The following is a 24,938-nucleotide window of genomic DNA, read 5'->3' as shown; positions in this document are numbered from 1 at the left end:
AAGCAGGAACTCCAGAGAGGTTTGGTGGGATTCAGGCGCGCGCAGGCGGAAGGACTTCGAACAGGGCCGCGGCACCCATGCCGCCGCCCACGCACATCGTGACCACCACGTGGCGGGCACCGCGGCGCTGGCCTTCGATCAGCGCATGGCCCACCAGGCGCGCGCCGCTCATGCCGAAGGGATGGCCTAGGGCGATAGCGCCGCCATCGACGTTCAGCCGATCGTCTGGGATGCCCAGGCGGTCGCGGCAGTGCAGCACCTGCACGGCGAATGCCTCATTGAGCTCCCACAGGTCGATGTCGGCCACGCGCAGGCCGCATTGACGCAGCAGCTTTGGCACGGCCAGCACGGGTCCGATGCCCATTTCGTCGGCGGCGCAGCCGGCGACGGCGTAGCCGCGGTAGATGCCCAGCGGATGGGCCCCGGCACTGGCGGCGGCCCGTTCGCTCATCAGCACTACTGCCGAGGCGCCATCGGACAGCTGGCTGGCATTGCCGGCAGTGACGGTGCCCTCGGCTCCCACCACGGGCGTCAGGCGCGCCAGGCCATCTGCCGTGGTGTCCGGCCGGTTGCCTTCGTCCCGCGCGAATTGCCTCGCGACCGTGCCGAGGTCGGTGCCGTCCTTTGCCAACTTGCGCTGCTGCACGTCGATGGGACAGATCTCTGCATCGAACCGGCCTGCCTCCTGGGCGCGCGCCGTGCGCCGCTGGCTCTCCAGCGCATAGGCGTCCTGGGCCTCGCGGCCGATGCCGTAGCGGCGCGCTACGGTCTCCGCCGTGGCGATCATGCTGTGATAGAGGCCTGGCACATGCTCCGCGAGCCATTCGTCCTGTACGCGATGACGGCCTCGGTGGTCCTGCACCAGCGACACGGACTCCACGCCGCCTGCGGCCAGGATGTCCGCTTCACCCGATCGAATGCGCGCGGCCTGCTGCGCTATCGCCTGGAGGCCCGACGCGCACTTGCGATCGATGGTGGCGCCGGCCACCGCTTCCGGCCATCCGGCGCGCAGCAAGGACTGCCGCGCGATGTTGCTGCCCGTTGCACCTTCCTGCCAGGCGCAGCCCAGCACGACGTCTTCGACCTGCGCGGCCTCGACGGTGCCGGCGCGCGCCAGCGCATGCTGGAGCACGTGCGCGCCGAGCACCGCGCCATGGGTGTCGTTCAATGCGCCGCGCCCGGCCTTGCCGATGGGCGTCCGAGCCGTCGAAACGATAAGAGCGTCGTGGATCGTCATGAAGCGTCGCGTCGTTGAAATGCTTGCGATTTAAATGTCATGACATTATGCTATCAGCACCGACATCGAAAGCAAGCCATGGCAAGCCCCTATCTCATCCAGACCGTCTCGGACGGCGTAGCCCACATAGAACTGAACCGGCCAGACAAGAAGAACGCCATGCTGCTGGAGATGCGCGACGGCCTCGCGCAGATGTTCGAAGCGCTGGCCGACAACGACGAGGTGAGGGCGGTCCTGCTTACCGGCGCGGGCGGCGACTTCTGTGCCGGGGCGGACATCGGAGAGATGGGAAAGGGCGGCCTGGGCGGCTCTCTCTACCGGGTGCGGCACATGCAGCGCCTGATGCGCGCCATGGTGCGCCTGCAGAAGCCGGTGGTGGCGGCGGTGCAGGGGGTCGCGGTCGGCATGGGCCTGTCGATGGCGCTGGCGTGCGACGTGGTGCTGGCCGGCCAATCGGCCCGCTTCGGCCAAGTGCAGCGGCGAATCGCCCTGCCGCCGGATGCCGGCGCCGTCTGGTTTCTCACCCGCTATCTGGGCGTCCTGCGTGCCAAGGAGCTGGTGCTGTCGGGCCGGATGTTCCCAGCCACCGAGGCGCTCGCGATGGGGCTGGTCAGCCGTGTCGAGCCCGATTCGCAACTGCTCGATGAGGCACGCTCCGTCGCACAAGAGTACGCCCGAGGTCCCACCATTGCCTTTGGCATCGGCAAGCGCATGTTCGACCTCGCGCCTTCGTCGAGCTTCGACGATTTCATGGAGCACGAGGCGAGCATGGTGCCGCTTTCGGTCACGTCAGAGGACTTCCGGGAAGGCACCCGCGCCTTTCTGGAAAAGCGCCAGGCCTGCTGGACCGGCCAGTGAACGGGGCTCTTTCATTCATCACACAGAACCAGGAAAGCTCATGAAAACAGACAAGATCCTCGTGCGCAAGCAGGGCCCCATCGGCTACATCGTCTTCAACAATCCGTCCAAGCTCAACGCGATCTCGCTGGAGATGTGGGAAGGCCTGGGCGACGCCGTGGCCGGCTTCGACGCGGACGACGAGGTGCGCGTCATGGTCGTGAGCGGTGCGGGCGGCAAGGCCTTCGTCGCCGGTGCCGACGTCTCGCGCTACGAGGAGGAGCGCATGGGCGATGGTGCCCAGGAGCACTACGCGCGGACCGGCGAGCGCGCGCTGCGTCTTCTGTACGACACGCCCAAGGCCACCATCGCGGCCATCGACGGCTACTGCATCGGGGGCGGTATCTCGGTCGCCGTGTCCTGCGACCTGCGCCTGGCGACGCCGCCATCCACCTTCGCGCAGCCGGCCATGCGCTACGGCATCGGCTACCGCTACAAGAGCCTGCGCCGGGTGAGCGACCTTATCGGCCCAGCCGCGACCAAGGAACTGCTGATCGGCGGCAAGACCTTCGACGCGGCCACGGCCTGCGCAAAGGGCCTGGTGGGTGAGGTACTACCACAGGAAGGCTTCGCCGCGGCCATCGACCAGATGGCGCAGAAGATTGCGGCGGGTGCGCCGCTGACGCTGAAACAGGTCAAGCATGCCATCGCGCAGATCGTGCGGGACCCGGCAGATCGCGAGCTCGACGAGGCCGAGGCGCTCTTCCTCGCGTGCTACGCCAGCCAGGACTACCGCGAAGGCATCCGGGCCTTCGCCGAGAAGCGCAAGCCGGTCTTCGTGGGACGCTGAGGCACCATGCAGCAAGCGCTGAACAAGCCGTTGGCCGGCATCCGCGTCCTGGACCTGAGCCGCATCCTGGCCGGTCCCATGACGGGCCAGTGGCTGGCCGACCTGGGCGCCGACGTCATCAAGGTCGAGCGGCCTGGCAAGGGTGACGAGTCCCGCACCTATGGCCCGCCCTTCCTGCGCGACCGCGACGGCAAGCCGACCGACACCGCCGCGTTCTACCTTGCCTGCAACCGCGGCAAGCGATCCATGACGATCGACCTGGGCTCGGCCGAGGGCCAGGACATCGTGCGAGGACTGGCGGCGCAGAGCGACGTGCTGATCGAGAACTTCCGCGCCGGCACGCTGGCGCGCTACGGCCTGGGCCACGAACAGCTGCGCGCACTGAACCCGCGCCTGGTGTACTGCTCCATCACGGGCTTCGGCCAGGACGGCCCCTATGCACGTCGCCCGGGCTACGACGGCATCTTCCAGGCGCTGGGTGGCCTTATGGCGACAAGCGGCCATCCGGAGGAGCCCATGAAGGTCGGCATGAGCATCGTCGACGTGATCACCAGCCTGTATGCGGTCATGGCCATCCAGGCCGCGCTGCGCCAGCGCGACCAGGCTACCGGCTTGGGCCAGCACGTCGACATGGCGCTGCTGGACTGCACCGTCGCGACGCTCTCCCACTATGCGATGAGCTACCTGACAACCGGCGAGGCGCCGCTGCGGCGCGGCAACGGCGGCTATGGTGGCGTGCCATCGCAAGCCTTCCGGTGCAAGGACAGGTCCATCTTCCTGGTGGCGGCAAATAACGCACAGTTTGGCCGCCTGTGCGAGGCCATCGGCCTGCCCCAGTTGCCCGGGGATCCGCGTTTCGACAGCACGTCCCGCCGCATCGCCAACCGTGCCGTGCTCGTCGATCTGCTGGCGGCCACATTGGCGCAGATGGAGTCGGCCGACGTGCTGGCCCGGCTGGAACTGGCCGACGTGCCTGCCAGCCCCGTCAATGAGTTGCCGGAGGTCTTCGCCGATCCGCAGGTGCGCCACCGGGGCATGTTGCAGCAGGTCGACCATCCGCTCGGCGGTTCGATGCATCTGGTGGCCAACCCGCTGCGGATGTCGTGCTCGGCCGTGGGCGCATCGCGGCCGCCGCCGCTCGTCGGAGAGCACACCCGCGAGATCCTGAAGGAGCTCGCGGGGATGGACGACGTGCACATCGATGCCTTGATGGCCCAGGGCGTGGTCTGAACGATGGACTTCGACTTTACGCCCGAGGAGCGCGCCTTCAGGACGCAGGTGCGCGACTTCATCGCCTCGAACCTGGATCCGCAGGTCCAGGCCAAGCTCGCCGAACACCGCTCGTTGACGCGCGACGAGATCGTTGCATGGCAGCGCACCCTCGACGGCCGCAACTGGGCCACGCCCAGCTGGCCGGCCGCGTGGGGCGGGCCGGGCTTCACGCCGGTGCAGCGCTACATCTTCTTCGACGAACTTCACCAGGCCCCGGCGCCCGAGCCGCTGTCCTTCAACGTCGCCATGATCGGCCCCGTGATCGCCACTTTCGGCACGGATGCGCAGAAGCGCCGCTTCCTGCCGCGGATCCGCCGGCTGGACGATTGGTGGTGCCAGGGCTTCTCGGAGCCCGGCGCCGGTTCGGACCTGGCCTCGCTCAAAGCCTCCGCCCGGCGCGATGGCGAGCACTACGTGGTCAACGGCAGCAAGATCTGGCAGGGCATGGCGCACTATGCCGACTGGATGTTCACGCTGGTGCGCACCGATCCCACGGCGACCAAGCAGGCAGGCATTTCGATGCTGCTCATCGACCTTCGCCTGCCCGGAGTGGAGGTGCGTCCCATCGTCACCATGGATGGTCGCCACGAGGTCAACGCCGTCTTCCTGGACGAGGTGCGCGTGCCGGTGGATTGCCGCGTCGGCGAGGAGAACGGCGGCTGGGCCATCACCAAGTTCCTGCTGGGCAACGAGCGCACCGGCATCGCGCGCGTCGGCATGTCACGCCATATCCTGAGGCGGGCGCGCACGCTGGCGCAGCAGCGCATTGCGTCCGGGGGCGAATGCCTGGCCGACGACCCGGTGTTTCGGCAGGCCGCGGCCGCGCTGGAGATAGAACTGCATGCGCTGGAGATCACGCAGATGCGGCTGATCGCCGAAGCGGATGCTCACTCGGGCACACCCGATCCGCGCTCCTCGATCCTCAAAATTCGGGGCACCCAACTGCGGCAGCAGGCGTCTGAACTGATGCTGTCGGCCGCCGGCCCTAGCGCACTGGCCGCTGCGGGCGAGTTTCAGGCCTTCGCGGACGGGCAGTGGCCTGCGCAGGCGCCCTGGTCGACTACGGTAGCGCCCGTCTACCTCTCGCTGCGCGCCGCATCCATCTACGGCGGCAGCACGGAGGTCCAGAAGAACATTCTGGCCAAGACGGTCCTGGGACTTTGAATAGCATGGACTTCTCATTCACGGAAGAGCAGCGCGCCCTGCAGGACGCGGTTTCTCGCTATTTGCGCCAGTCCTACGGCTTCCTGCAGCGCGAGGCGCGCCGACGCAGCGAGCGCGGATGGGACGACGGCACCTGGCGGGCGCTGGGCGAACTGGGTGTGCTGGCACTGCCCTTCGACCAGCAGCATGGCGGCCTGGGCGGCGGCACTGTCGAGACGATGCTGGTGGCGCAGGAGCTGGGTCGCGCGATGGTGATGGAGCCGTGGTTCGCCTCGGTGGTGCTGGCGGGCGGCACCCTGGCCGCCCTGGGCGGCCGCGACGCCGAGCGCTGGCTGCCATCGATCGCGTCGGGCGAGCAGATCTTCGCCCTCGCGCTGGAGGAGCCGGACACGGCATGGCGGCCTGCGCACAGCAGGCTGGCTGCGACCCGCGATGGCGAGGGCTACCGCGTGGACGGCAGCAAGATCCTCGTGGAGCACGGCGCGAGTGCAGACGTGCTGCTGGTGCTGGCCCGCACCTCGGGCGCCGTCGGCGAGGGCGCGGGTCTCAGCCTGTTCGCCATCGCCGCCGATCATCCCGGTATCCGGCGCAGCGGTTACCGACGCCACGACGGCGTCCCAGTGGCCGACCTGGAGTTCGATCAGGTGCGACTCCCGGCGAGCGCTTTGCTCGGCACGGAGGGCGCGGCCCTCGCCGCCGTGGAACAGGCCATCGACCGCGCCATGGCCGTACAGGCGGCCGAAGCGCTCGGACTCACTGAGTCGCTGCTTGCGCTCACGATCGAGCACCTGCAGACGCGCCAGCAGTTCGGTCGGCCGCTCGCGACCTTCCAGGTTCTGCAGCACGGTGCCGTCGACATGCTCGTGGCCATCGAGCAGGTGCGCAGCATGGCCTGGTTCGCTGCCAGCGCGGCAACCGGGCAAGACGCGGCGGCTCGCCGCCGGGCGATGTCCTCCGTGAAGTACCTGGTGGGGCGCAACGCTCGCATGGTGGCGCAGATGGCGGTGCAGCTGCACGGTGCGATCGGCCTCACCGACGAATGCGTGGTCAGCCACGCGTTTCGGCGCCTGATGTCGCTGGAGCTGCAGTTCGGCGACGCGCAGCATCACTTGGCGGCCTACGCAGTCGATGACAGGGTGGGAGCACAGCCGTGACATCCGCCGCGTTGGCCTGCATCGCAGGCGCCTTCGAGCATCCGCTGCGCAACACTCCTCATCTGAGCCTCGCACAGATCCACGAACAGGTCGCACGCGGCGCTTTGGCGGATGCGGGGCTGAGCTTCTCCGACGTCGACGGTTACTTCTGCGCCGGCGATGCGCCGGGCCTGGGACCGCATTCGATGGTGGATTATCTGGGCCTTCAGGTGCGCCATGTAGACACGACGGACACCGGCGGCTCGGCGCCCCTTCTGCATGCCGCCCACGCAGCCCAGGCCATTGCCCAGGGCCGCTGCCGGGTTGCCCTGGTGACGATGGGCGGGGTGCCCCGCTCGCAGCCCCGGCTGTACGGTGCCACGGTCCGGCCGGCGGACGCCACGCCGGAAGGTCCGTTCGAGTCACCTTACCGCGGCGCGGTCGCACCGATGTATGCGCTGGTGGCACGACGGCACATGCATGAGTACGGCACCACCCCTCGCCAGCTCGCCTGGATCAAGGCGGCCTTTTCACAGCACGCCCAGCACAACCCCCATGCCATGCTGCGCCAGGTGGTGACGCCCGACGACGTGCTGGCCTCGCCGCTGGTGGCCGATCCGCTGCATCGGCTGGACTGCTGCGTGGTGAGCGACGGCGGAGGCGCGCTGGTGGTCGTCCATCCCGACGTGATGAAGTCCCTTGCCAAGCCGCGGATCGAGATCCGGGGCAGTGGCGAGTCGGTCAAGGGCCAATTGGGCGGAGACGTGGACCTGAGCTGGTCGGCCACGCGGCACGCGGGCGCCGCCGCCTTCGCCCACGCAGGTCTGGGCACGCAGGACATTGATTACGCCTCGCTATACGACAGCTTCACCATCACGGTCCTGATGCAGCTCGAAGACCTAGGCTTCTGCGCCAAGGGCGAAGGCGGCCGCTTCGTGGAAGAGGGCGGTCTGCTTGCCCGCGGCGGCCGCCTGCCGGTCAACACCGATGGCGGCGGGCTGTGCAACAACCATCCCGCCAACCGCGGAGGCATGGTCAAAGTGATCGAGGCCGTCCGCCAGTTACGCGGGGAGGCCCACCCCGCCGTGCAGGTGCCGGGCTGCGAGCATGCCCTGGTCAGCGGTGTTGGAGGACTGCTGGGCTCCCGGCACGGCAGCGCCGTGCTCATCCTCACCCGCACGTAGGACCGACAGACATGAACAGCACCATCGACGATCCCGTCAGGACGGCCGCGTCCATACCCTGGCTCGACGCCTGTGCGCAGAGCGCGTTGACTTATGGCCATTGCGCCGCCTGCGGCAAGGCGCATTTCTATCCCCGGCCCCACTGCCCGCATTGCCATGCATCCGACACCGGCCGAGCGACGTCTGCCGGCATCGGCGCGATCTATTCGTGGACGACGGTGCATTCCAAGGCTGCCTCCTACACGCTGGCCTACGTTCGGCTAGAGGAGGGCTTCACGATGCTGACCCACCTAGTAGGCGATCCACCCGTAGACGGCTGGCAGGTCGGCTTGTCGGTGGTGCTGGGATGGGTGGTGACGGCCAACGGCCAGAACATGCCGGTGTTCCAGCAGAACCGGACCAACAAGGAGCAGGCCGCATGAGTTTCATCGAACAGGCGCGTGACGGCGATGTCGTAACGCTGACCATGAATCGGCCCCAGACGCGCAATGCCCTTGGGCACGCCGACGCCGAGGAGTTCGTGGGTGTTCTAGAGACCGTCGCCCTCGATCGATCCGTCAAGGCGTTGATCTTGACTGGTGCAGGCAGTGCATTTTCCGCGGGCGGGGACATCAAGGCCATGGCATTGACTATTGAGCTACGCCAGGCGGCGGCCGCTACGCGCCTGGACTATCGCGAGGGCATCCAGCGCATCCCTGCTGCGCTCCACGCGCTGGAGATCCCGACGATCGCTGCGGTCAACGGGCCAGCCATGGGCGTGGGCTGCGACCTCGCCTGCATGTGCGACCTGCGGCTCGCCGCACCGTCAGCGCGCTTCGCGCAGAGCTTCATCAAGGTGGGGCTCATTTCCGGCGACGGCGGCCTCTGGTTTCTCCAGCGGGTCGTTGGGCCACAGCGCGCCGCGGAGATGGCCTTCACGGGCGACCCTATCGATGCTGCCAAGGCGCTGGCGTGGGGCCTCGTCGCCGAGGTTGTTGAGGCCGAAAAGCTTCTCCCCGCCGCGCAGCGTCTGGCTCAGCGCATCGCCGCCAATCCCGCGGCGACGCTGCGCATGAGCAAGCGACTCATGAGGGAGGCACCGTTTACCTCTCTCGACACCTTTCTGCAGCTTTCGGCCGGCCTGCAGGCATTGGCACAGGACAGCCCTGAGCATGCCGCGGCCGTCCGAGCTTTTCTCGAAAGAGGCAAACTATGACGACCGACCTGTCGATTCCCCGCAGCGATTCGAGCGCGGCTGGCGAAGCGCTGCGCACGGAGGTGCGCCGCTTCCTTGAAAAGCATGTGGCAGACCTTTCTCCGCGCAAGAAGGCGGAGAGTTGGACCGCCTTCGAACCCAGTTTCAGCCTTGCTTTGGGCGAGCGCGGATGGATTGGGATGACTTGGCCTGCGCGCTACGGCGGCCACGATCGATCTGCACTGGAGCGCTACGTCGTGCTGGAAGAGTTGCTGGCCGCCGGGGCACCCTGTGGCGCGCATTGGATTGCCGATCGGCAAAGCGGCCCGCTTCTGCTTCGCTACGGCACTGAGGCGCAGAAAGAGCGGCTGCTGCCGCGCATGGCGCGCGGCGAACTCTATTTCTGCATCGGCATGAGCGAGCCCGACGCCGGTTCCGACGTGGCTGCCTTGCGCACCCGCGCCGAGCGCGTCGCCGACGGATGGCGGATCAACGGAACCAAGCTGTGGACGACCAACGCCCATCGTGCCCACTACATGATCGCGCTGGTTCGTACCGATGCGCAGGCCAAGCGGCATGACGGGCTGTCACAGCTGCTCATCGACCTGAAGACGCCGGGGATCACCATTCGCCCCATCCGCAATCTCGCGGGCGAAAAAGACTTCAACGAGGTCGTTTTTCAGGATGCCGTGGTGCCGCACGATGCACTGCTCGGCGAGGAAGGCCATGGCTGGGCGCAGGTGACCGCCGAGCTGGCGCTGGAGCGCAGCGGGCCTGAACGTTACCTCAGCAGCCTGCAGCTGATGGTGCAGATGGCCGAGGCCGCGGACGCTTCGGATGCCGGACAGGTCGAGGCCATCGGTCGGCTGATGGCCGAACTCGCCACCTTGCGCGCCATGTCCTTCGGCGTGGCAGGCATGCTGACCCGAGGGGAGCGGCCCAACGTCGTGGCAGCGATCGTCAAGGCCTTGGGCAACGACATCGAGCAGCGCCTGCCGCAGGTGGCGCACGACCTCTTCGGGGGCGGCGCACAAGCGGCGCATCCAGCGCTCGCCGAGGTGGCGCAGTACCTGACACAGGTCGCGCCCTCGTTCTCCTTGCGGGGGGGAACGCGGGAGATCCTCCGCGGGATCATCGCCCGTGAACTGGGCCTTCGCTAACAGGATGAAAGCCATGACCCAAGACGACTCCGTGGTCCTCCAGGTTCGAGATGCCGCGCACCGGCTCTTCGCTGACCTCGCCGAACGGCAGAAGAAGGCGCAACGCGCGGACGTGCAGGCGCAGCGCTTGTCCGTGCCGCTGTGGAACGACGTGGAGGCCGCCGGTTTTGACCGTCTGCTGGCCGGCGACATGGACGGGGAGGGCTGGCCCTGTGCTGCAGAGGTCCTGATGGCCCAGGGCTACCACGGCGTCGCCCTGCCGCTGGCCGAGACCTTGGTGGCGCGTGGACTTCTGCAGCAGGCCGGACTTTCTTCCGAGGTACCGGGACCCCTGTCCGTCGTCCAGGTCTGCGCGGGCGGCCCGGAGCAACGCGATGTATCTGCGGCCGGCGTACGACTGAATGCTACGGGTCTGGTGATGCCCTGGGGCATGGACGCGCGGCGCTTGCTGGTCACCTGGGCGAGCGACGATGGTCGCGGCAACGGTGTGGCGCTCTTCGAGCCTCCAACGGCAGCCGATGCGTGGGCTGTCAGTCGAAACACTGCAGGCGAGCCCCGCGCCACGCTGCTGCGCATGGCGGGGTGGTCAGTATGCGACGGCCGGCTGCCGATGCATGCCGATGTGCACGGCTTGTGTGCGCTGGCGACGTCGAGTCTCATCGTCGGCGCCGCCCGTCGTGTGCTCGATCTTTCCATTGCTTACGCCAACGACCGGGTCCAGTTCGGCCGGAACATCGGCAAGTTCCAGGCACTGCAGCATGCGCTCGCCGAGCTGAGCTGCGAAATCGCCGCCGCGACCATGGCGGTGAACGTTGCCGCCCACGGCATGGAAACGCGCATCGCCATCGATGAGGTCGCTGTCGCCAAGATCCGTGCGGGGAGATGCGCTGGCATTGCCGCTGCGGTCGGCCATCAGGTCCACGGCGCCATCGGTTTCACCGACGAGCATTCCCTGCATCACTTCACTCGCCGCCTGTGGTCCTGGCGCGGCGAGTGGGGGACGGAGCGGGAATGGGCACTCCAGCTCGGTGATCGCACCATTCGATCCGGCGGAGCGCAAGTTTGGCCGCACATCGTCGAGATGTCCCGTTAGCGGTTCGCGCCACGGAGCCGGGTCGAATCTCTCTCCGCCCATTGCCTTTTCAACGAGAACAGACTTATGAGCATTGCAGCCGCTCTTCCCCGTCCGACCTTTGCAGTCCCTGCTCACGGTGTGCCCGAGGCCCTTCACAGAGGGCAGGATGACCTTCCCTTCGTCGAATTCGACCACGGCGTCGAGATGCAGGTCTTGCAGGTCGATATTCCGACCGGCCTATGGATCGTCAGGATGCGGATGGCGCCTGGCACGACGTTGCCGACGCACAAGCACACGGGCGAGGTCTACGCCTTCACGATTGCCGGATCGTGGCGCTACCTCGAATACCCCGAGGTGAATGTCGCCGGCTCCTATCTCTACGAGCCGGCCGGCTCCGTCCATACCCTGCATGTGCCGGCAACCAACAAGGAGCCGACGGATGTGTGGTTCGCCATACGTGGGCCGAACCTGAACCTGGACGAGGACGGCAATGTGTCGCTCGTCTTCGATGCGGCCTTCGTTCTGAGCGTCTACCGTTCTCGGTGCCGGAAGATGGGGCTTGCGGTTCCCAAGGTGATCGGCGCGTGAGCAACCGATCAGGCGTCGCAAGCGCCAACCTGGGCTCTCGCTCCGCCAGACCTTCAGTTGGACTTGATCTGGAACGGCCGAATATTCTGCTGGTCCCGTGCCGATTCTCGCTTCATGCGTGGTTCAAATGACGCGGGCGGTCGTGGGGCATTGGAGAATCGTTTGCGCATTTCGGTGCCGCTCACCTTTTAGTAATCAGTGGCGTCTCAGTAATAGTCGCGTGCTGATCATCGAGTCGGCACGGGCAGATTCAAACCTGAATTGCAACACCTGCTCTCCGCTAATGTAAGGAGATGCCAATTGCCTCGAAGACATACCGCCAATTCCAGCCCGAAGACCGTGTGACGCTGGCGAGCTCGCGCCAGCAGGGCGTAGGCGGCGCGCACGCTCAACTATCGGAATCGGGATTTTGCCGATGACTGAACAAGGAAGAGGTAACACAGCAGTATGCGAGACCCCGATACGGTGTATTGCCCGCGGCTGCTTCAGCACTTCGCTCTCTTAGCCTTCACGCGCGGATCTGTCCCGATCACGTGGCCGCCGCTTCGGGTGAAGCAGACGCCGTCGGCACAGTGGTACTTCGGATCCTTCAGCACCTCAATGGGCGCATCGCCGATCTCGCAGCGCAGTTCAGGGAAGTTGAATTCGGCGTAGTTCTGCGCGCGGGTGCTGGTGTTGTACCAAACGCCTGATGAACCTGTGCGTACCTCAATGGGATAGATCGGATAGCGTAGGTCCGGGGTCCACCCCTGGATCTGCACCTTCATGGCACTGCGGTCGATCTGATGCGGCACCGCGTCTGGGTTCGTTGTTGGATTCCTGCTTGGGCCGGCCGCCCAGGTGGCGCTGCAAAGCGCCAGCGAGAGCGCGAGTGTTGAGATGGCTGCTTTCATGGCGCGTTTCCTCCTGCGGTTGTGTTGAAGCGCTTTGCGCTAGCGTTGAAAAAACTGTCGAGCCTGGGCCGACCGATGGTTTTGATCACTGCCTTCCACAATGCCCCGAACGATCTGGCGCAGGTTGCGCACGGCCTGCGGTTCCTGCAGCCGCCCATCGAGCGCATCGCGGTCTGAAGGAGGCTGCTCTTGCTCGAAACACTCGATGGCCAATTCGCACAGCGATCCGGTGTCGACCAGGAACTGAAAGGCCCGCTGCGCCTTGCCAGGATCCTGAATGGCCGCGCCAGCGGTCGAGAAGAACTCGGCCAGTTCTTCCCGGTTCAGGACTTCTTCCCCGAGTTCGTTCTCCAGCGGCTCCATCAGGTCCGATAGCTCCAGCACCCGTTGCCGGGCGATGCTGAAGATTTCCTGGCAGACCACCGGATTGGTCCAGGGCGTGTCCGACTGCTCAGCTCTTCGCATCATCTCGGCCGTCTTCTCCGGAGAGCTTTGCGCGGTGTGCCGAGCCAGCAGGAACTCACGCACCACAGCGAAGACCTGCAAGAGCTCACGCTTTTCGCAGAAGTTGCAGTCCACGATGGCGCTGCCATTGACCAGGACCTTGGTGCCGCGCACTTCGACCTCGCGGACGTCCTCCCAGAACCGTCGCTCCGCAGACGAGCCCAGCTCCTTGAAGTGGATGCCCTCCTCAGTGAGCGCGAGGCCTTCCTTGCCTCCACCAAAGACCGTGGCATCGATCAGCACCAGCACCTTGTCGTTGCCTTCACCCAGCACGAAGCTGCTGCCGGCGCCGGCCAGCTTCTTGGGCGGGATGTACGGCGTCACATAGATCCGGGTGAACGTCGCACCGCGAAGCCGCCGCTGCAGCAGATCGTTCAACGAGACCTGCGGTGGCGTCGGCGCGGGAGCGGGCGCCGCGGACCGCGCAGCAGCAGAGTGCCGCGGCTCACGCCCCGCGCCGCTGCGAGGCGGCTCCTGCTCGACCTGGCTGGCGTCGTACCGCTCCCGAGTCTTGGCGTTTGAAAGCACCGCATATGCCTCGTTGACCCGCTGCATCTGCTGCGTCGCCCAGCGCACCGTGGCCTCGTCGGCCTGCGGGTACTTGTCCGGGTGGTACTGCGTACGCCGAGCCCGGTAGGCGAGGTCGATCTCCTGATTGGATGCCGTGGGCCTGACGCCCAGCACGTCGTAGTGGTTCATGAGGCAAAAAAGGAAGAAGAGAGATGAAGCGCGCCCGCCCACCCCGGATGAACCGGGAGGGGCGGGCGGCCTTTATGACGGCGCGTAGAGCTTGGTGCAGGTACTGGAGTCGTAGACGTCCAGCAGCGCGCGAGCCTGACCGGACGGGCTCAGCTTGTGCAGCGCCAGGTCGTCGTCCAGGCGCTGCGCCATGCGGTTCATGTTGATGTTGCTGACATCCTTGGTCTCGACCAGCACGGCGAACCGAGCTATGGCCATGGCGGCCTCGGCGGGGCGCGCCATCATGGTCGCCACCTTGGCGCATTTGTAGGCCTCGTAGAAGCGGCGCTCGTCGCTGGAGCAGCCGGCCACGAGCAGCGCCGCCGCAGCGAGCGCTGTGACAGGAGAAAAAGCGCGTCGCATGCCGCCGCTCACCGGTAGATCAGGACGATGGCCCCAATGATCAGCAGCAGCACGACGACGCCCATGAAGGCGCCCAGGGCGGGGAACATGGTCAGAGGCCAGACGAGCGCCTTCCCGAAGGCGAAAGCAGCGCGGTGGCCGTCCACGAGAACGAAGTAGGCCCAGAAGAGCAGGCCGATGACGCCGTAGCCGGAGAAGATTTTTCCTTTGAGAGTCATGGTGGTGGAAGTGAAAAGAAGGGTTGTTAACGGAAGCGAGAGGAGGACAGAGACCGAGAGTGAGCGCGCAGAAAGACCAGCCTTTCGTTGACTTGAAATGGTACTTAAACACAGTGTATTCAAACGCAACAGCGCTGGACGATCAGCGCGATGCCAGCAGTCAAGCCACCCCCGACCACGTTGCGCGAGGTGTTCGCGCGCAACGTGCGGCTCGTGCGGGTCAGCAAGGAGATGTCGCAGGAGGCGATGGCGGCGGAGGCGCAGTTGGACCGCACCTTCATCGGCTCGCTGGAGCGCGGGGAGCGCAATATCTCGATCGACAACATCGAGCGTCTGGCCAAGGCCATCGACACGCTGCCGCACGAGTTGCTCGATCCCGCGCTGCCGAAGCTGCGCGGGCTGGACGAGACGGCGACGCGCGCGCCGCGCAAGGCGCGCGTCTACCCGGCTGCGCGTCGGCCGCGCGCTAAGCCGGCGGAGTAGGGCGGCGTTCGAGGCAAAGCGTGCCTTCCACATCGACAGCGAGCGCCAGGCCGTCGATGCCGCGATAGGCCAGCGGCAGCTTCAGCGGGTTGGCGCGTGGGCCCAGCGTCAGACCCGAGCCGGGCAGCAGCTCCACCCGGCAGTTGTAGCCCGTGCCCCAGGGCGTGGCGAGAACTGCATCCAGCAGCAGCAGCGTCCGAGGGCGTTCCTGCCGGCCGGTGAGCCATTCCTCGCCTGTGACCAATGCCCAGCGCAGACCGTTCTGGTGACGCAGGCAGACCAGCATCACCCGGAAGGCGCAGGCGCTGAAGCGTGGCAATCCCCTCTCCCAGCGGCAGTCGAGCTCCGGCAGCCAGCGCGCGGCCAGTGCCTGAACGCTGTCTGGGTTGGACGGATCGATGACGATGTCGCGCGGCGGGCGCCGCGGTGGCATTGCCAGGCAGGCGGTCGCGGCGCTCAGCAGACTCCGGGTCGCATCGGCTTCGTCCACGTGCTCCTGCAGGCGGAGGCGGTACCGCTGGGGATCGCCAGGATGCTCCAGTGCCAGCATCGTGTCGAAGCGCAGGCCAGGGATGTATCGGTGCAGAACCTGCGCTGGCGCTGGTTCAGGCCGTGGGCAGTCCATCCGGCGTCTCCGACTGCGTGAGCAGTCGATCCATCCGTGCAGCCAAAGAAGGTGCCTGCCCTGGGTCAGCACGGCTGGTGCTGGAGCCGCGGGTCGTGGATGCATCCGGGTAGAACTCGTCCACCACGGCTGCGCCGTCCTCCTGCGACTCCTCGAACGCCCCGGCGGCGAAGCCGGCCCGCGCGGCCTGGTCCAGCGCTTCCTGGTCGAAGCCGGCTTCCTCGCGCTGGCGCCAGAGTGCCTGGCCGGCCTCCAGCGTCTGCGCCAGGCTGCAGCCTGCGCGCACCGTGAGATACACGTAGTAGATCGGCGTGCGGTGCGAGCGAGTGGTGGACTTGCCGCGCAGGCGCAGCTCCAGCGCCAGCGTGGACAGGTGCCCGCCCGACAGCGCCTGGAAGTATTTCAGGCGCGCCGACAGCGTCCGGATGCTGTTGAAGCCCGTGGTGCGGAAGATGAACGAGCCCAGCTCGTCCTCATCGCCGATGCGCACGTTCAGCCGCCCATAGGGCTTGCAGCCCGACTTGGCGCCCAGCTCGCAACCCTCTGGCGTAGGGCAGGGCAGGGCCTGGATGCCGGACGGGGTGGCGCGCTTGCAGGTCTGTCCGTTGCCGACGCACAGTGGCCTGCCGGTAGCCCGGTCGAAGACGCTGTAGTTGGCGCGCAGGTTCAGGTCCTGATCGTCGAAGAGGAAGCGCACCGGAATGGCGCGCAGCTTGGCCTCCTTTTTGGCAGGCTCCTTGTCGCCGTCGGCCTTGGGGCCCTCGGCGAGCTTGGCGCGCAGATGCTGGTCCAGAGGGTGCAGCACCCAGCCGTCCTGGCGCTGGACCTGGGTGGTGATGGTGAATTCGTCGTCCTTCTCGGGCAGACGCTTGCCGTCCTTCATGACGACCTTGCCGATGGCGATGCGCCCGATGACGGGCGGCGTGAGTGCCAGTCCTTTGAGCATGTGGGATCCTTGGGAAGTTGAGGAAAGTGGTGGAAATGGGGGGAAGGAAGACCGGCAGCCGCAGAAGGGCTGCGGAAACTCTGGAAGACGCGGAAAAGCTGGTGCTGCCTTGCGCGTGCCCGCCCCTTCAATCCGCTGGGGCGGGTCGCCGTGTTCCCCCGCGGCAGAGGGCTCGTCACCGGGCAGACGGCGACGGGTGGGGTGTCAAAGCGGCTGAGTGCGGCGCAGCGCCAGGCCGTAGCCCAGCACCACGCCGATCCCCAGCACGAGGGCGTAGGCCGCCAGGAACTCCAGCGGGCTCGCACCGACCGTGGTATTCATGGCAGCTCCTTGACGGTGAAGCGGCGGGTGCCGGCCTTGGGGATGCCATAGGTCGCCAGCAGCTCCGGGTGATCGGCCAGGAGCCGTTCCACGTCCAGGGCCGTGCCGTCCTTGCTGCGCTTCCACCGGACTTCGCCACCGTCGAAGCGGGCCACCGTGGCGTCGCCCATGCGCTGCTGGATCCGCTGGCGCAGGATCTCCTGCTGCTGTTCGGCTTCGGCGATGGTCTGCCGCAGCGCCAGAAGGTCAGCGAACGCGCCGCCGAACTCCAGGTCGTCCGCCAGGTCCAGCACCGTGCCGCTGTCGCGAGACCACAGCGCCTTGAGCGCCAGAGCAGCCGATTCCGACCCGTCCGCCGGCGGCGCGGTGTCTGTTTCCACGTGCCTCCAGAACCGCGCCTCCAGCAGGATCAGCTTCGCGATGAGTTCGTCATCGCGCTCAATCCGGTGGATGCGCAGCTCCTGCCCGCAGATCAGCACCGCCACGTCCGCCGCCTGCTTGCCGGTGACGGCGAGCTGGTGCATCACCTGCAGCTGGATGTACTCGGGCACGCCGTCTTCCCAGAGACGTGCGCCGTGGTAGCCGGCGGTCTTGCACTCCAGGATCTGGACGTCCGGCGCACCCAGGACCTCGCGGTCCAGGTTCGCCAGCATCCACGGGTATTCCGGGTGCTGCAGCACAGCGTTGATCCGGCGTACCTTATGCCCGGTGCGCCGGGTGTAGTGCGCCGCCACGATGGGTTCCAGAAGCGTGCCCCAGTACATGGGGCTGCTCTCGTCGTTGGGGTCGACTTCCGGCAGCTCGGCATCGCGGCCGGTCTTGTCGAGCCAGAGCTCCAGCGGCGAGGTATACGGGCTCAGGCCGATGGCGGCCGCGGCATCGGAGCCGCCGATGCCCTGCTTGCGCACGTCGAGCCACTGGGCCCTGTCCAGCTTGCGGAAATCCTGCGGCTTCACCAGGCGCAGGGCAGGGCGGGCACGAGCCGACGGCTCGCCCGCCCGATGGGCTTCTGCCATGGGGTTCTCCTTGGGTTGAAAGAAAAGTTCAGAAAGATGGAAGGCCAGCCGCCGCATCCCCCCCGCCGCGCCATCGACCCCCAGAAGCACAAAGCCCCGGTCCCTTGTGGGGAGCCGGGGCTTTGTGCCGCCAGGGTGCCGTGGTGGCCGTGATCCGGTTCGTCGCCGGAAGGTCGGAGGGGATGAGGACTGCAGCATGCTCAGGCCACCAGTTGCAGGGCAGCGTCGAGAGCGCGTTGCTTGATGCCGGCGCCCTGGCCGAACCAGGCGCTGTCCAGCCGGTACTCTTGGCTGCGGGCCCGCCGTTCGTGGTCGACGTATTCCGTCACCGCGCACAGCAGGCCCCAGGCGGTGCCTTTGGCAGCCTGCAGCTCGGCGCCGCGCCCTTTGCCTTCGTAGAGCTCCTGTACCTTCTTGAGGGCACGCTCATTGGTGAGGGCCTGCGGCTCCGCATGACCGTCCGCCTGGCACATGACCTTCAGCAAGTAGTTCAGCGACTCGTGCGTCTTGACCTTGCGCTCGGAGAGCGTCTTCATGCGGTACATAAAGGCGTCCCAACCGGAGACGGCGATGCCGAGCTGCTTCTTGACGGCCTGGGCGTCAAAGCTGGTGCTGTGGGGCACCTTGACGGCGTTCACCGCGCCCTGTAGGGCGATGGACAGCGTGTTGTTGCAGACGACCCGGATGGTGGTGGGCGTGGCGGTGGTTGCCAGCGTACCGTCGCAGGACGTGGCCAGCAGGATGTAGCCCTTGACGGTGTCGTTGCCCTTGAGCGCCGACTCCTTGCCGGTGCGCGCCAGCGCCCAGAACTTGCGACCGGCCTTGAGCACGCCAGCGGTCTCAAGCTCGAAGCCGGACACCTCGGTCAGGTCCCGGTAGAACTCCAGGACTTCGCGCGGCTGCACGACCTGGTACCGGCCGCCGACGACGGACAGGGGGGCCTTGGTGTCACTGCGGTAGAGGACCTTCTGGTCGTCGAAGGTCATGATGGAGCCGAGGGCGCCGGCCTGCTCGGCCATGTAGCGCACAGGGGTCTCGCAGATGGTCCAGTCCATGCCGGCCTGTTGCGCCCAGACTTCGATGGGTTGCTTCGGTGGCAGCTGGTTGCCGAGTTCGTGCCAGGGGGTCTGGCCGACGTAGGCCATTTGTTGAAGAAGATGTGCCATGAGGGGTGAGGAAGAAGTGGTGGAGTGAAGAACGAAGGGTGATGAGGATGCGGGCGGCGGAAGTCCCCCATCGCCGAGATCACGCCCGGTGGTGCGAGAAGACGTGGCCGCAGTTGCGGCAGCGGCAGTTACTCAAGATGGAGCCATCGACGGCTTCGCCGAGGGCTGCGCCGACCGCGCAGCCAGCGATGCCGCCGCTCAGGCCGCCCAGGATGGCGCCGGCGACGGCGCCAAGCGGCGGCATGGACGGCACGGCTTGGGCACCGAGGCCCATGCCAAGGTGCGCGCCGGCAACGCCGCCCGAGAGCGCGGCGGACATGCCGCCGGCTGCACCGGCCAAGGTGCCGATGGTGGCGCCGGTCTTCTTGCCGAGTTCGCGTGAAGACAGGCGGGTCGAACCGCATGAAGGGCAGATGGGCGCCGAGGAACCGCTGCTGGCAGCGCGCTCGAACAGGGGTTCGTCGTCGTTATACAGGTTTGAAGTGGATGGCATGGGCAGGGTCGTTGAGGAGTAAGGCCTGACTGCTTCGAGCAGCCGACCAGACGGCAAAAAGCCCCAGCTCGCTTTGCAGCGAGGCTGGGGCTATGTGGAAGCTAGGCGATTACAGGCGCCTGCTCATTGACGACATATGTGGTCGAAAAAATATAGGATCGACGAGAGGTTAGTTGGACGACGGCTACGCAGCGGTTGCAGCCCGTCGCCGTCGCCGCATCGGGTTGAACTCACGCTGATCGGCATCAAGCAGTCGCTGGACCGGACTGCGAACGTGCCCACTGAGGTCAGCAATGCTCGGTGCAGCGGTCGCAAGCGCTGGTCGCGGGCCGCCAAGGCAGATGCAATGACCGCTCGTGCCGGAAATGAACAGGTGCTCAGGACCCGTAGCCGTCCTTCGGCCGTCAACCGCGGACGACAACAATGCAGCAGCGGTTGCTGTCAGCGGCCGCCCGCGGTCGAACCCGCGATCCCGGGCGCGTTGCAGCAATTCGCCCGGGCTGCTACCCATGTATTCAGGTCGCCGCAGAAGGCAGTTGTGCCGACGTCGGCCGTGACCAAGGTGGATTGCGGTGTGCCAGCGACCGCTTGCCAGCGGCTCGATCTCACCCACCGGACCCTGACCGGTCCCAGTCGGCCAACAGCGGCAGCGTCGGCGCGATGCGATGAAGTGTTGCAACGCGGAGCAAGCCGACCCATGCCACAAGGTAACATCTGCGTTACCTATGAACCGGCCATGACGCGTCGTCGCGTCGTATGCCCCAGGAGACCAACATGGCGCTCACGCGCGAGTTCAAGGAAACAATCCAGGCACGGGTGCGCGCAGACCGCCCGTTCCGCGACGCGCTCCTGCGCGAGGGAGTCGAGCGCATGCTGAGTGGAGATGTCGAGTCCGGCAAGGCGGTGCTACGCGACTACATCAAAGCCACCGTCGGCTTTGAGCAGTTGGGGGCCGCGACAGGCGCGTCCGCCAAGAGTCTCATCCGCATGTTCGGGCCGCGCGGCAACCCGCAGGCTCGCAACTTGTTTGCCGTCATCAGTCATCTGCAGCGCGAGGCCAGGCTCACGTTGCACGTGACGGCGCAATCACAGTAAGGCGGACCAAGCTATGGCCCAAGCCGATCTTCTCGTCAATCTCTTCCGCAGCGCCAGCAATGGCGACCAGCTCGGATTTCGCCGGACGGCCCAGGCGCTTATCGAAGAGGAGCGCTTGAAGGGTCACCGCGTCCTCGCCACGCGTCTTGTGAAGTCCCTCGAACCCACGGTAGTGCCCATGAATCCCACGGCCATCCCCAAACAAAACGGCCACGCCGCTCCACGCGACCTCTTCTTCGATGTGACGCCGGAGCGGAACTTGGAAAGCCTGGTTCTCGCTGACCGCGTCCGGGACCAACTGACAGAGTTCGTTGAGGAACAGCATCGGGCTGAGCTCCTGCATTCGCATAATCTGCGCGCGCGGAGCCGCGTCATGCTCGCGGGGCCGCCCGGCAACGGCAAGACGACGCTTGCGGAGGCGCTCGCCTCAGAGCTGATGTATCCACTTCTCGCCGTGCGCTACGACACGCTCGTCGGCAGCTTCCTCGGCGAAACATCTAGCCGCCTTAGGCAGTTAATCGAATTCGCCAAGACGCAGCGCTGCGTGCTGTTCTTCGATGAGTTCGAGACCCTCGGCAAGGAGCGTGGTGACACCCACGAGACCGGCGAAATCAAGCGCGTGGTGAGTTCGCTCCTCATGCAGATTGATGAGCTGCCCGACTACGTCGTCGTGATCGCGGCGAGCAACCATCCCGAGCTTCTCGATCGGGCCGTCTGGCGCCGCTTCCAGCTACGGCTGGAGCTGCCTCTGCCGACGCGCGAGCAGCTTGCTCGGCAGATCGACGCGATCGGCAAGCGCTGCGAGGTCAATTTCGGATACACGCCGGATACGCTCGCCAAGCACATGCTTGGCCAGAACTTCGCGGAGGTGGAAGAGTTCTGTCTCGGCATCGTTCGTCGCGCCATACTCGACCATAAGAGCCAGAACGCGCTCGCGATCACAAAGCGAAAGTTGGAAGAGTGGCGCACCCGCCTGAAGCCCAAGGTCGTGAAGAACGCGATAGCAGCCAACGGCAAGGGCGCCCGCGATGCCTGAACGGCCACTCCTCGTATTCCCGGTCGCGCGGCGGATCGAACCCGAAGCAGGCCGTCCGCGCCCGAGCGGCAAACCACATGTCCCGGAGCGGGTTCGTCAGGCTGAGCGGCTGGCTCCGCAGGTGGCCCGGTTTCGCGAGGAGTTCCAGCGCTACAGCGCCACTATCCGGCAGACCGTCGATGGGCTTGAGCCTGAGACCGTCCTCGTGATCGAGATTGCCGGAAGCGTGAAGGACTTCAAGCAGGCGGTCGACAGCACCGAGGGTCTTGAGTGGCTTGGTGAATGGGATGCCGAGGACGAGGCTGACGATGACTTCTACGAGGTCAATGGACGAGGCGAGCGCCGACAGGTCCCTGTCGCAGGCAGGCTTTTCATATCCATGGTCAACGAGGCCGGCATGCGTGAGCTGCTTGGCCTGTGGGACACGTGGCAGCGGGGCCAGGCCCTGCCGCACGGACGCACCAAGTGGCGTGACGTCTTCGCCCAGACCCGTGTCATTCGTCGTTGGGGTATCCAGGAGACGCTCAACGAGACCGGCATGCTCGCGCGCTGGCGCGAACTCGTCGAGCCGCTCGATGACGGAACGATCGTGCCCTGCCAGATTGAACTCTTTTACCGGCAGCGCCCCGAGCGGCGGCGCGCCAACGAAGATGCCATCCGAAGTTTGACGGCCGAGCTCGATGGCGCACCCCTCGGCGGCTTCATCGATATGCCACCGATCAACTTCCATGCCGTGAAGGTGGGGCTGCCCGCCGGCCGTGTGCGGGATCTCATTGGCGCGCTTGACGACGGCCGCGTCGATGTCGACGCCAAGCTCTTCAACTTTCAGGGCGTAATGTACGTCCGCCCCACCGGGCAGGCGATCCCGTCTGACGGGGAAGCGGCGCCCGAGGAAGAGGCGTTCGCGGAAGCGGAGGACGTGGCTCTTCCGGTCGTGGCCATTTTGGATGGCGTCCCCAACACCCAGCATGCGGCGCTTCGTGGCCGGGTGCAAATCGATGATGCGTTCGACCTCGCACGGCTTTATCAGCCGGGCGAGCGGCGACACGGGTCGTCGATGGCTTCGCTGGTCATTCATGGTGAGCAGCCTGGAGGCGGTAGCGCACTCGCGCGGCAGGTCTATCACGTGCCCGTGCTCCAGCCCGACGAGCATGCGAGGGGCTTTGGGCATCGCTGGGAGCATGTGCCGGACACAGCGTTCCTCGAAGACCGCATTGAGCGGGCGGTTCGCCGAATGCTGGAGGGCGACGGAGTTTTGGAGCCTCAGGCGCCCGGCGTGAGGGTCATCAATCTCTCGATCGGCGATCCCGACCGACCCTTCATCCACTCGCCAAGCCCATTGGCGCGGCTCCTTGACTATCTCGCCTGGAGATACAAGGTCCTCTTCTGCGTGAGCGCCGGCAACTACACGGGGCCCATTGACCTTGGGCTGACACACACCGCGTTCTCGGCTCTCGCGCCTGCCGAGCGTCACGCGAGGGTCGTCCGCGCGATCAGCACCCAATTGAGTGCGAGGCGGCTCCTGGCACCGGCCGAAGCACTTAACGTGGTCACCGTCGGAGCCCTTCATGCCGACGAGTCGGGAGCCTATGTGCCCGGCCTGCGCGCAGACCTCATCGATCAGGTCAATGTATTCAGCCCGGCCACCCGTTTTGGCCACGGCTTCAGGCGATCGATGAAGCCAGAGATCTTCCTTCCTGGTGGCCGGCAGCTCTATGACACGCCGGTCGCGGCAGGACAGAGCTATACGCCATCACTTCAGCTTCGGGCTCCAGGTCAGCGGGTTGCCTTTGATAGCGACGCGCCCGGCGAACTGAGCTACACCGTGCACACGCGCGGGACCAGCAACGCGGCGGCGCTGGCGACACGCGCTGCGGCGTTCATCCATGAGGCGCTCGGGGAAGTGCGGACGGTCGACGGCCGGCCTTTGCCGGCCGACAAGGAGAGCGTCGCCGTCAAGGCGCTACTCGTCCATTGCGCACGGCATGACGAAGGAACAGCTGGCCTTCTCCGGGCGGCTCTGCGTACTCCCGAGAACGGACGCAAGTTCCGAGAGATCACCGGCCGTTATCTTGGCTATGGGGCGATCGATCTTCAGCGGGTGCTTGAATGCACCGAGCAGCGCGGAACCCTTGTAGCCTGCGACGACATCAGCGAGAACGAGATACACGAGTATCGGCTGCCATTGCCGGTGGAGCTATCGGCAAGTACTCATTGGCGACGCTTGGTCGTGACATTGGCCTGGTTCTCGCCTATGAACTTCGCCCATCGTAACCTTCGTGAGGCGCGGCTCGACGTTCAGCCGGTCGGCAAGTGGGAGGATGTACCGCTGAGACTTGGCCGCGTCAATGCCGATCACAACCAGGTCCTGCGCGGCACGGTTCAGCATGAAGTGCTTGAGGCAGACGACCTCATCGCGGCGATCGTCGACGGCGACACGCTGGCCCTCAGGGTCACGTGCAAGGCGGATGCGACCGCGCGCCTTGACGAGCAGATCCCCTACGCGCTTGCCATCACCCTTGAAGTGGGCGAAGGTGTGGCGGTACCGATCTACACCCGCCTGCGTGAAGGCATCCGACAGCAGGTGCGGGTCGCGGCTTGAACAAAATGAACGAACTACGTGACCACATGGCGTCTCGGGCTTCGATTCGCACCGCTAACCGCACGACCGCCTTTGAACGATGGATACGATCCTAAAGAACGCTATCGCATCGATCCAGCTTGGGGTCGAGGACTTCCAGTCCGGTGACGAACGGCGCAGTCTGTCTGCGGTCAGGAACCTGACGGCAGGCATCCTGCTGTTGTTAAAGGAGAAGCTCCGCCAGCTCTCGCCCGCAGGCTCCAACGAAGTCCTCATCAAGAAGAACATCCGCCCGACTCCCAGCGCCAGCGGCGGCGTGACGTTTCAGGGCGAAGGCAAGAAGACCGTGGACGTTCAAGAGATCAAGGAACGCTTCAAGTCCCGGGGTGTGGAAGCCGACTTTGGCCGTGTGGATGAGGTCATTCGGCTGCGCAATGACATGGAGCACTACCGGACTGGCGCCACGGCGGAGACCATCAAAGTGGTCTTAGCGAAGTCCTTCGTTGTCATCCGCGACTTCATCGCGGCGGAACTGAAGGAAGACCCAGCCGATTTGCTTGGTGAGCCCACCTGGGGCACGCTGCTCGAAGAGAACGATGTCTATGAGCGCGAGCTTGCAGCGTGTCGCGCTGCCCTCGATGAGGTCGACTGGGATTTGGCGGCGCTGCAGCAGATTGCGCATCACATTCGCTGCCAGCACTGCGGGTCGGTGGAGTGAACCCCTGCGGCTGGACCACAGAGGTGGCACAGAACTAAGCTGCTTGCCGGGCGAGTTGATCTTCGAAT

General features: G+C 66.1%; 26 protein-coding genes. 16 read left to right on the top strand and 10 right to left on the bottom strand.

Annotated elements, in window-relative coordinates:
* Window positions 1-31: 31 nt before the first annotated feature.
* Window positions 32-1,231, bottom strand: a complete 1,200-nt coding sequence (locus ACT54X_RS19880) for an acetyl-CoA C-acyltransferase (RefSeq protein WP_476348309.1) — start codon at window positions 1,229-1,231, stop codon at window positions 32-34.
* An 84-nt stretch (window positions 1,232-1,315) separates the two neighbouring features.
* Between ACT54X_RS19880 and ACT54X_RS19875 the strand changes: the two genes are divergently transcribed.
* The 11 genes from ACT54X_RS19875 (at window position 1,316) to ACT54X_RS19825 (ending at window position 11,674) form a co-directional block, all read left to right on the top strand.
* Window positions 1,316-2,095, top strand: a complete 780-nt coding sequence (locus ACT54X_RS19875) for an enoyl-CoA hydratase/isomerase family protein (protein WP_476348077.1) — start codon at window positions 1,316-1,318, stop codon at window positions 2,093-2,095.
* A 40-nt stretch (window positions 2,096-2,135) separates the two neighbouring features.
* Window positions 2,136-2,924: an enoyl-CoA hydratase gene (locus ACT54X_RS19870; protein ID WP_476348075.1), complete on the top strand. Its 789-nt coding sequence runs from the start codon at window positions 2,136-2,138 to the stop codon at window positions 2,922-2,924.
* Between the two features lie 6 nt (window positions 2,925-2,930).
* Window positions 2,931-4,154, top strand: coding sequence for a CaiB/BaiF CoA transferase family protein (locus tag ACT54X_RS19865; RefSeq protein WP_295541679.1), 1,224 nt, complete (start codon window positions 2,931-2,933; stop codon window positions 4,152-4,154).
* Between the two features lie 3 nt (window positions 4,155-4,157).
* Window positions 4,158-5,360: an acyl-CoA dehydrogenase family protein gene (locus ACT54X_RS19860; protein WP_058642798.1), complete on the top strand. Its 1,203-nt coding sequence runs from the start codon at window positions 4,158-4,160 to the stop codon at window positions 5,358-5,360.
* A gap of 5 nt (window positions 5,361-5,365) precedes the next feature.
* Window positions 5,366-6,514: an acyl-CoA dehydrogenase family protein gene (locus ACT54X_RS19855; protein WP_058642799.1), complete on the top strand. Its 1,149-nt coding sequence runs from the start codon at window positions 5,366-5,368 to the stop codon at window positions 6,512-6,514.
* Window positions 6,511-7,677: a thiolase domain-containing protein gene (locus ACT54X_RS19850; RefSeq protein ID WP_058642800.1), complete on the top strand. Its 1,167-nt coding sequence runs from the start codon at window positions 6,511-6,513 to the stop codon at window positions 7,675-7,677. Before ACT54X_RS19855 ends, ACT54X_RS19850 begins: the two co-directional genes overlap by 4 nt.
* An 11-nt stretch (window positions 7,678-7,688) precedes the next feature.
* Entirely contained in the window at window positions 7,689-8,099 is a 411-nt protein-coding gene (locus ACT54X_RS19845; protein ID WP_295529238.1) for a Zn-ribbon domain-containing OB-fold protein, read from the top strand.
* The gene (locus ACT54X_RS19840) at window positions 8,096-8,872 is read left to right on the top strand and encodes a crotonase/enoyl-CoA hydratase family protein (protein ID WP_476348072.1); all 777 of its coding nucleotides are present in this window, start codon (window positions 8,096-8,098) and stop codon (window positions 8,870-8,872) included. The genes ACT54X_RS19845 and ACT54X_RS19840 overlap by 4 nt, the downstream gene beginning before the upstream one ends.
* Window positions 8,869-10,011, top strand: coding sequence for an acyl-CoA dehydrogenase family protein (locus ACT54X_RS19835; protein WP_476348070.1), 1,143 nt, complete (start codon window positions 8,869-8,871; stop codon window positions 10,009-10,011). Before ACT54X_RS19840 ends, ACT54X_RS19835 begins: the two co-directional genes overlap by 4 nt.
* A 13-nt stretch (window positions 10,012-10,024) precedes the next feature.
* Window positions 10,025-11,104 carry an acyl-CoA dehydrogenase family protein gene (locus tag ACT54X_RS19830; RefSeq protein WP_476348068.1) on the top strand — a complete coding sequence of 360 codons (1,080 nt, stop codon included), beginning with the start codon at window positions 10,025-10,027 and terminating at the stop codon, window positions 11,102-11,104.
* A 66-nt stretch (window positions 11,105-11,170) separates the two neighbouring features.
* The gene (locus ACT54X_RS19825) at window positions 11,171-11,674 is read left to right on the top strand and encodes a 2,4'-dihydroxyacetophenone dioxygenase family protein (protein ID WP_058642804.1); all 504 of its coding nucleotides are present in this window, start codon (window positions 11,171-11,173) and stop codon (window positions 11,672-11,674) included.
* 485 nt (window positions 11,675-12,159) lie between these two features.
* Here the strand turns inward: ACT54X_RS19825 and ACT54X_RS19820 are convergent, their stop codons facing one another.
* The 4 genes from ACT54X_RS19820 to ACT54X_RS19805 form a co-directional block, all read right to left on the bottom strand.
* Window positions 12,160-12,567, bottom strand: a complete 408-nt coding sequence (locus ACT54X_RS19820; protein WP_476348066.1) for a hypothetical protein — start codon at window positions 12,565-12,567, stop codon at window positions 12,160-12,162.
* A 39-nt stretch (window positions 12,568-12,606) separates the two neighbouring features.
* Window positions 12,607-13,770, bottom strand: coding sequence for a J domain-containing protein (locus ACT54X_RS19815; RefSeq protein WP_476348064.1), 1,164 nt, complete (start codon window positions 13,768-13,770; stop codon window positions 12,607-12,609).
* A gap of 72 nt (window positions 13,771-13,842) precedes the next feature.
* Window positions 13,843-14,172, bottom strand: a complete 330-nt coding sequence (locus tag ACT54X_RS19810) for a hypothetical protein (protein ID WP_476348062.1) — start codon at window positions 14,170-14,172, stop codon at window positions 13,843-13,845.
* Between the two features lie 8 nt (window positions 14,173-14,180).
* Window positions 14,181-14,390 (bottom strand): hypothetical protein, encoded by a 210-nt coding sequence (locus ACT54X_RS19805; RefSeq protein WP_017756890.1) that lies wholly within the window; start codon window positions 14,388-14,390, stop codon window positions 14,181-14,183.
* A 189-nt stretch (window positions 14,391-14,579) separates the two neighbouring features.
* Between ACT54X_RS19805 and ACT54X_RS19800 the strand changes: the two genes are divergently transcribed.
* The gene (locus tag ACT54X_RS19800; RefSeq protein WP_476348307.1) at window positions 14,580-14,873 is read left to right on the top strand and encodes a helix-turn-helix domain-containing protein; all 294 of its coding nucleotides are present in this window, start codon (window positions 14,580-14,582) and stop codon (window positions 14,871-14,873) included.
* Here ACT54X_RS19800 and ACT54X_RS19795 read toward each other — a convergent pair.
* The 5 genes from ACT54X_RS19795 to ACT54X_RS19775 form a co-directional block, all read right to left on the bottom strand.
* On the bottom strand, window positions 14,857-15,423 hold the full coding sequence (locus ACT54X_RS19795; protein ID WP_476348060.1) for a hypothetical protein: 567 nt from the start codon (window positions 15,421-15,423) through the stop codon (window positions 14,857-14,859). The two genes, ACT54X_RS19800 and ACT54X_RS19795, sit on opposite strands and share 17 nt — an antisense overlap.
* A gap of 55 nt (window positions 15,424-15,478) precedes the next feature.
* On the bottom strand, window positions 15,479-16,444 hold the full coding sequence (locus ACT54X_RS19790) for a recombination directionality factor (RefSeq protein ID WP_476348058.1): 966 nt from the start codon (window positions 16,442-16,444) through the stop codon (window positions 15,479-15,481).
* A gap of 317 nt (window positions 16,445-16,761) precedes the next feature.
* Entirely contained in the window at window positions 16,762-17,781 is a 1,020-nt protein-coding gene (locus ACT54X_RS19785; RefSeq protein WP_476348056.1) for a YqaJ viral recombinase family nuclease, read from the bottom strand.
* Window positions 17,782-17,981: 200 nt separating this feature from the next.
* Window positions 17,982-18,947 carry a DUF932 domain-containing protein gene (locus ACT54X_RS19780; protein WP_476348054.1) on the bottom strand — a complete coding sequence of 322 codons (966 nt, stop codon included), beginning with the start codon at window positions 18,945-18,947 and terminating at the stop codon, window positions 17,982-17,984.
* Window positions 18,948-19,026: 79 nt separating this feature from the next.
* The gene (locus tag ACT54X_RS19775; RefSeq protein ID WP_476348052.1) at window positions 19,027-19,440 is read right to left on the bottom strand and encodes a hypothetical protein; all 414 of its coding nucleotides are present in this window, start codon (window positions 19,438-19,440) and stop codon (window positions 19,027-19,029) included.
* A gap of 774 nt (window positions 19,441-20,214) precedes the next feature.
* On the opposite strand from ACT54X_RS19775, the gene ACT54X_RS19770 reads away from it, so the two are divergent.
* The 4 genes from ACT54X_RS19770 (at window position 20,215) to ACT54X_RS19755 (ending at window position 24,870) form a co-directional block, all read left to right on the top strand.
* Window positions 20,215-20,535, top strand: coding sequence for a transcriptional regulator (locus ACT54X_RS19770; protein WP_476348050.1), 321 nt, complete (start codon window positions 20,215-20,217; stop codon window positions 20,533-20,535).
* Between the two features lie 13 nt (window positions 20,536-20,548).
* A complete protein-coding gene (locus ACT54X_RS19765; protein ID WP_476348048.1) occupies window positions 20,549-21,571 on the top strand; it encodes an AAA family ATPase in 1,023 nt (340 codons plus the stop codon).
* On the top strand, window positions 21,564-24,173 hold the full coding sequence (locus tag ACT54X_RS19760; RefSeq protein ID WP_476348046.1) for a S8 family peptidase: 2,610 nt from the start codon (window positions 21,564-21,566) through the stop codon (window positions 24,171-24,173). The genes ACT54X_RS19765 and ACT54X_RS19760 overlap by 8 nt, the downstream gene beginning before the upstream one ends.
* Before the next feature lie 79 nt (window positions 24,174-24,252).
* Window positions 24,253-24,870, top strand: a complete 618-nt coding sequence (locus ACT54X_RS19755; RefSeq protein ID WP_476348044.1) for a hypothetical protein — start codon at window positions 24,253-24,255, stop codon at window positions 24,868-24,870.
* The last annotated feature ends 68 nt before the right edge of the window (window positions 24,871-24,938 follow it).

The sequence above is a fragment of the Pseudacidovorax sp. DMC4 genome (assembly GCF_056314265.1).
Note: the sequence above shows the minus strand (reverse complement) of the source record. Positions and strands in the feature narration are given on the sequence as shown.

Coding starts and splice junctions, on each gene's coding strand:
- ACT54X_RS19875 (WP_476348077.1), top strand. CDS start 1,316: ATGGCAAGCCCCTATCTCATCCAGACCGTCTCGGACGGCGTAGCCCAC.
- ACT54X_RS19870 (WP_476348075.1), top strand. CDS start 2,136: ATGAAAACAGACAAGATCCTCGTGCGCAAGCAGGGCCCCATCGGCTAC.
- ACT54X_RS19865 (WP_295541679.1), top strand. CDS start 2,931: ATGCAGCAAGCGCTGAACAAGCCGTTGGCCGGCATCCGCGTCCTGGAC.
- ACT54X_RS19860 (WP_058642798.1), top strand. CDS start 4,158: ATGGACTTCGACTTTACGCCCGAGGAGCGCGCCTTCAGGACGCAGGTG.
- ACT54X_RS19855 (WP_058642799.1), top strand. CDS start 5,366: ATGGACTTCTCATTCACGGAAGAGCAGCGCGCCCTGCAGGACGCGGTT.
- ACT54X_RS19845 (WP_295529238.1), top strand. CDS start 7,689: ATGAACAGCACCATCGACGATCCCGTCAGGACGGCCGCGTCCATACCC.
- ACT54X_RS19840 (WP_476348072.1), top strand. CDS start 8,096: ATGAGTTTCATCGAACAGGCGCGTGACGGCGATGTCGTAACGCTGACC.
- ACT54X_RS19835 (WP_476348070.1), top strand. CDS start 8,869: ATGACGACCGACCTGTCGATTCCCCGCAGCGATTCGAGCGCGGCTGGC.
- ACT54X_RS19830 (WP_476348068.1), top strand. CDS start 10,025: ATGACCCAAGACGACTCCGTGGTCCTCCAGGTTCGAGATGCCGCGCAC.
- ACT54X_RS19825 (WP_058642804.1), top strand. CDS start 11,171: ATGAGCATTGCAGCCGCTCTTCCCCGTCCGACCTTTGCAGTCCCTGCT.
- ACT54X_RS19820 (WP_476348066.1), bottom strand. CDS start 12,567: ATGAAAGCAGCCATCTCAACACTCGCGCTCTCGCTGGCGCTTTGCAGC.
- ACT54X_RS19815 (WP_476348064.1), bottom strand. CDS start 13,770: ATGAACCACTACGACGTGCTGGGCGTCAGGCCCACGGCATCCAATCAG.
- ACT54X_RS19810 (WP_476348062.1), bottom strand. CDS start 14,172: ATGCGACGCGCTTTTTCTCCTGTCACAGCGCTCGCTGCGGCGGCGCTG.
- ACT54X_RS19805 (WP_017756890.1), bottom strand. CDS start 14,390: ATGACTCTCAAAGGAAAAATCTTCTCCGGCTACGGCGTCATCGGCCTG.
- ACT54X_RS19795 (WP_476348060.1), bottom strand. CDS start 15,423: ATGCTGGCACTGGAGCATCCTGGCGATCCCCAGCGGTACCGCCTCCGC.
- ACT54X_RS19790 (WP_476348058.1), bottom strand. CDS start 16,444: ATGCTCAAAGGACTGGCACTCACGCCGCCCGTCATCGGGCGCATCGCC.
- ACT54X_RS19785 (WP_476348056.1), bottom strand. CDS start 17,781: ATGGCAGAAGCCCATCGGGCGGGCGAGCCGTCGGCTCGTGCCCGCCCT.
- ACT54X_RS19780 (WP_476348054.1), bottom strand. CDS start 18,947: ATGGCACATCTTCTTCAACAAATGGCCTACGTCGGCCAGACCCCCTGG.
- ACT54X_RS19775 (WP_476348052.1), bottom strand. CDS start 19,440: ATGCCATCCACTTCAAACCTGTATAACGACGACGAACCCCTGTTCGAG.
- ACT54X_RS19770 (WP_476348050.1), top strand. CDS start 20,215: ATGGCGCTCACGCGCGAGTTCAAGGAAACAATCCAGGCACGGGTGCGC.
- ACT54X_RS19765 (WP_476348048.1), top strand. CDS start 20,549: ATGGCCCAAGCCGATCTTCTCGTCAATCTCTTCCGCAGCGCCAGCAAT.
- ACT54X_RS19760 (WP_476348046.1), top strand. CDS start 21,564: ATGCCTGAACGGCCACTCCTCGTATTCCCGGTCGCGCGGCGGATCGAA.
- ACT54X_RS19755 (WP_476348044.1), top strand. CDS start 24,253: ATGGATACGATCCTAAAGAACGCTATCGCATCGATCCAGCTTGGGGTC.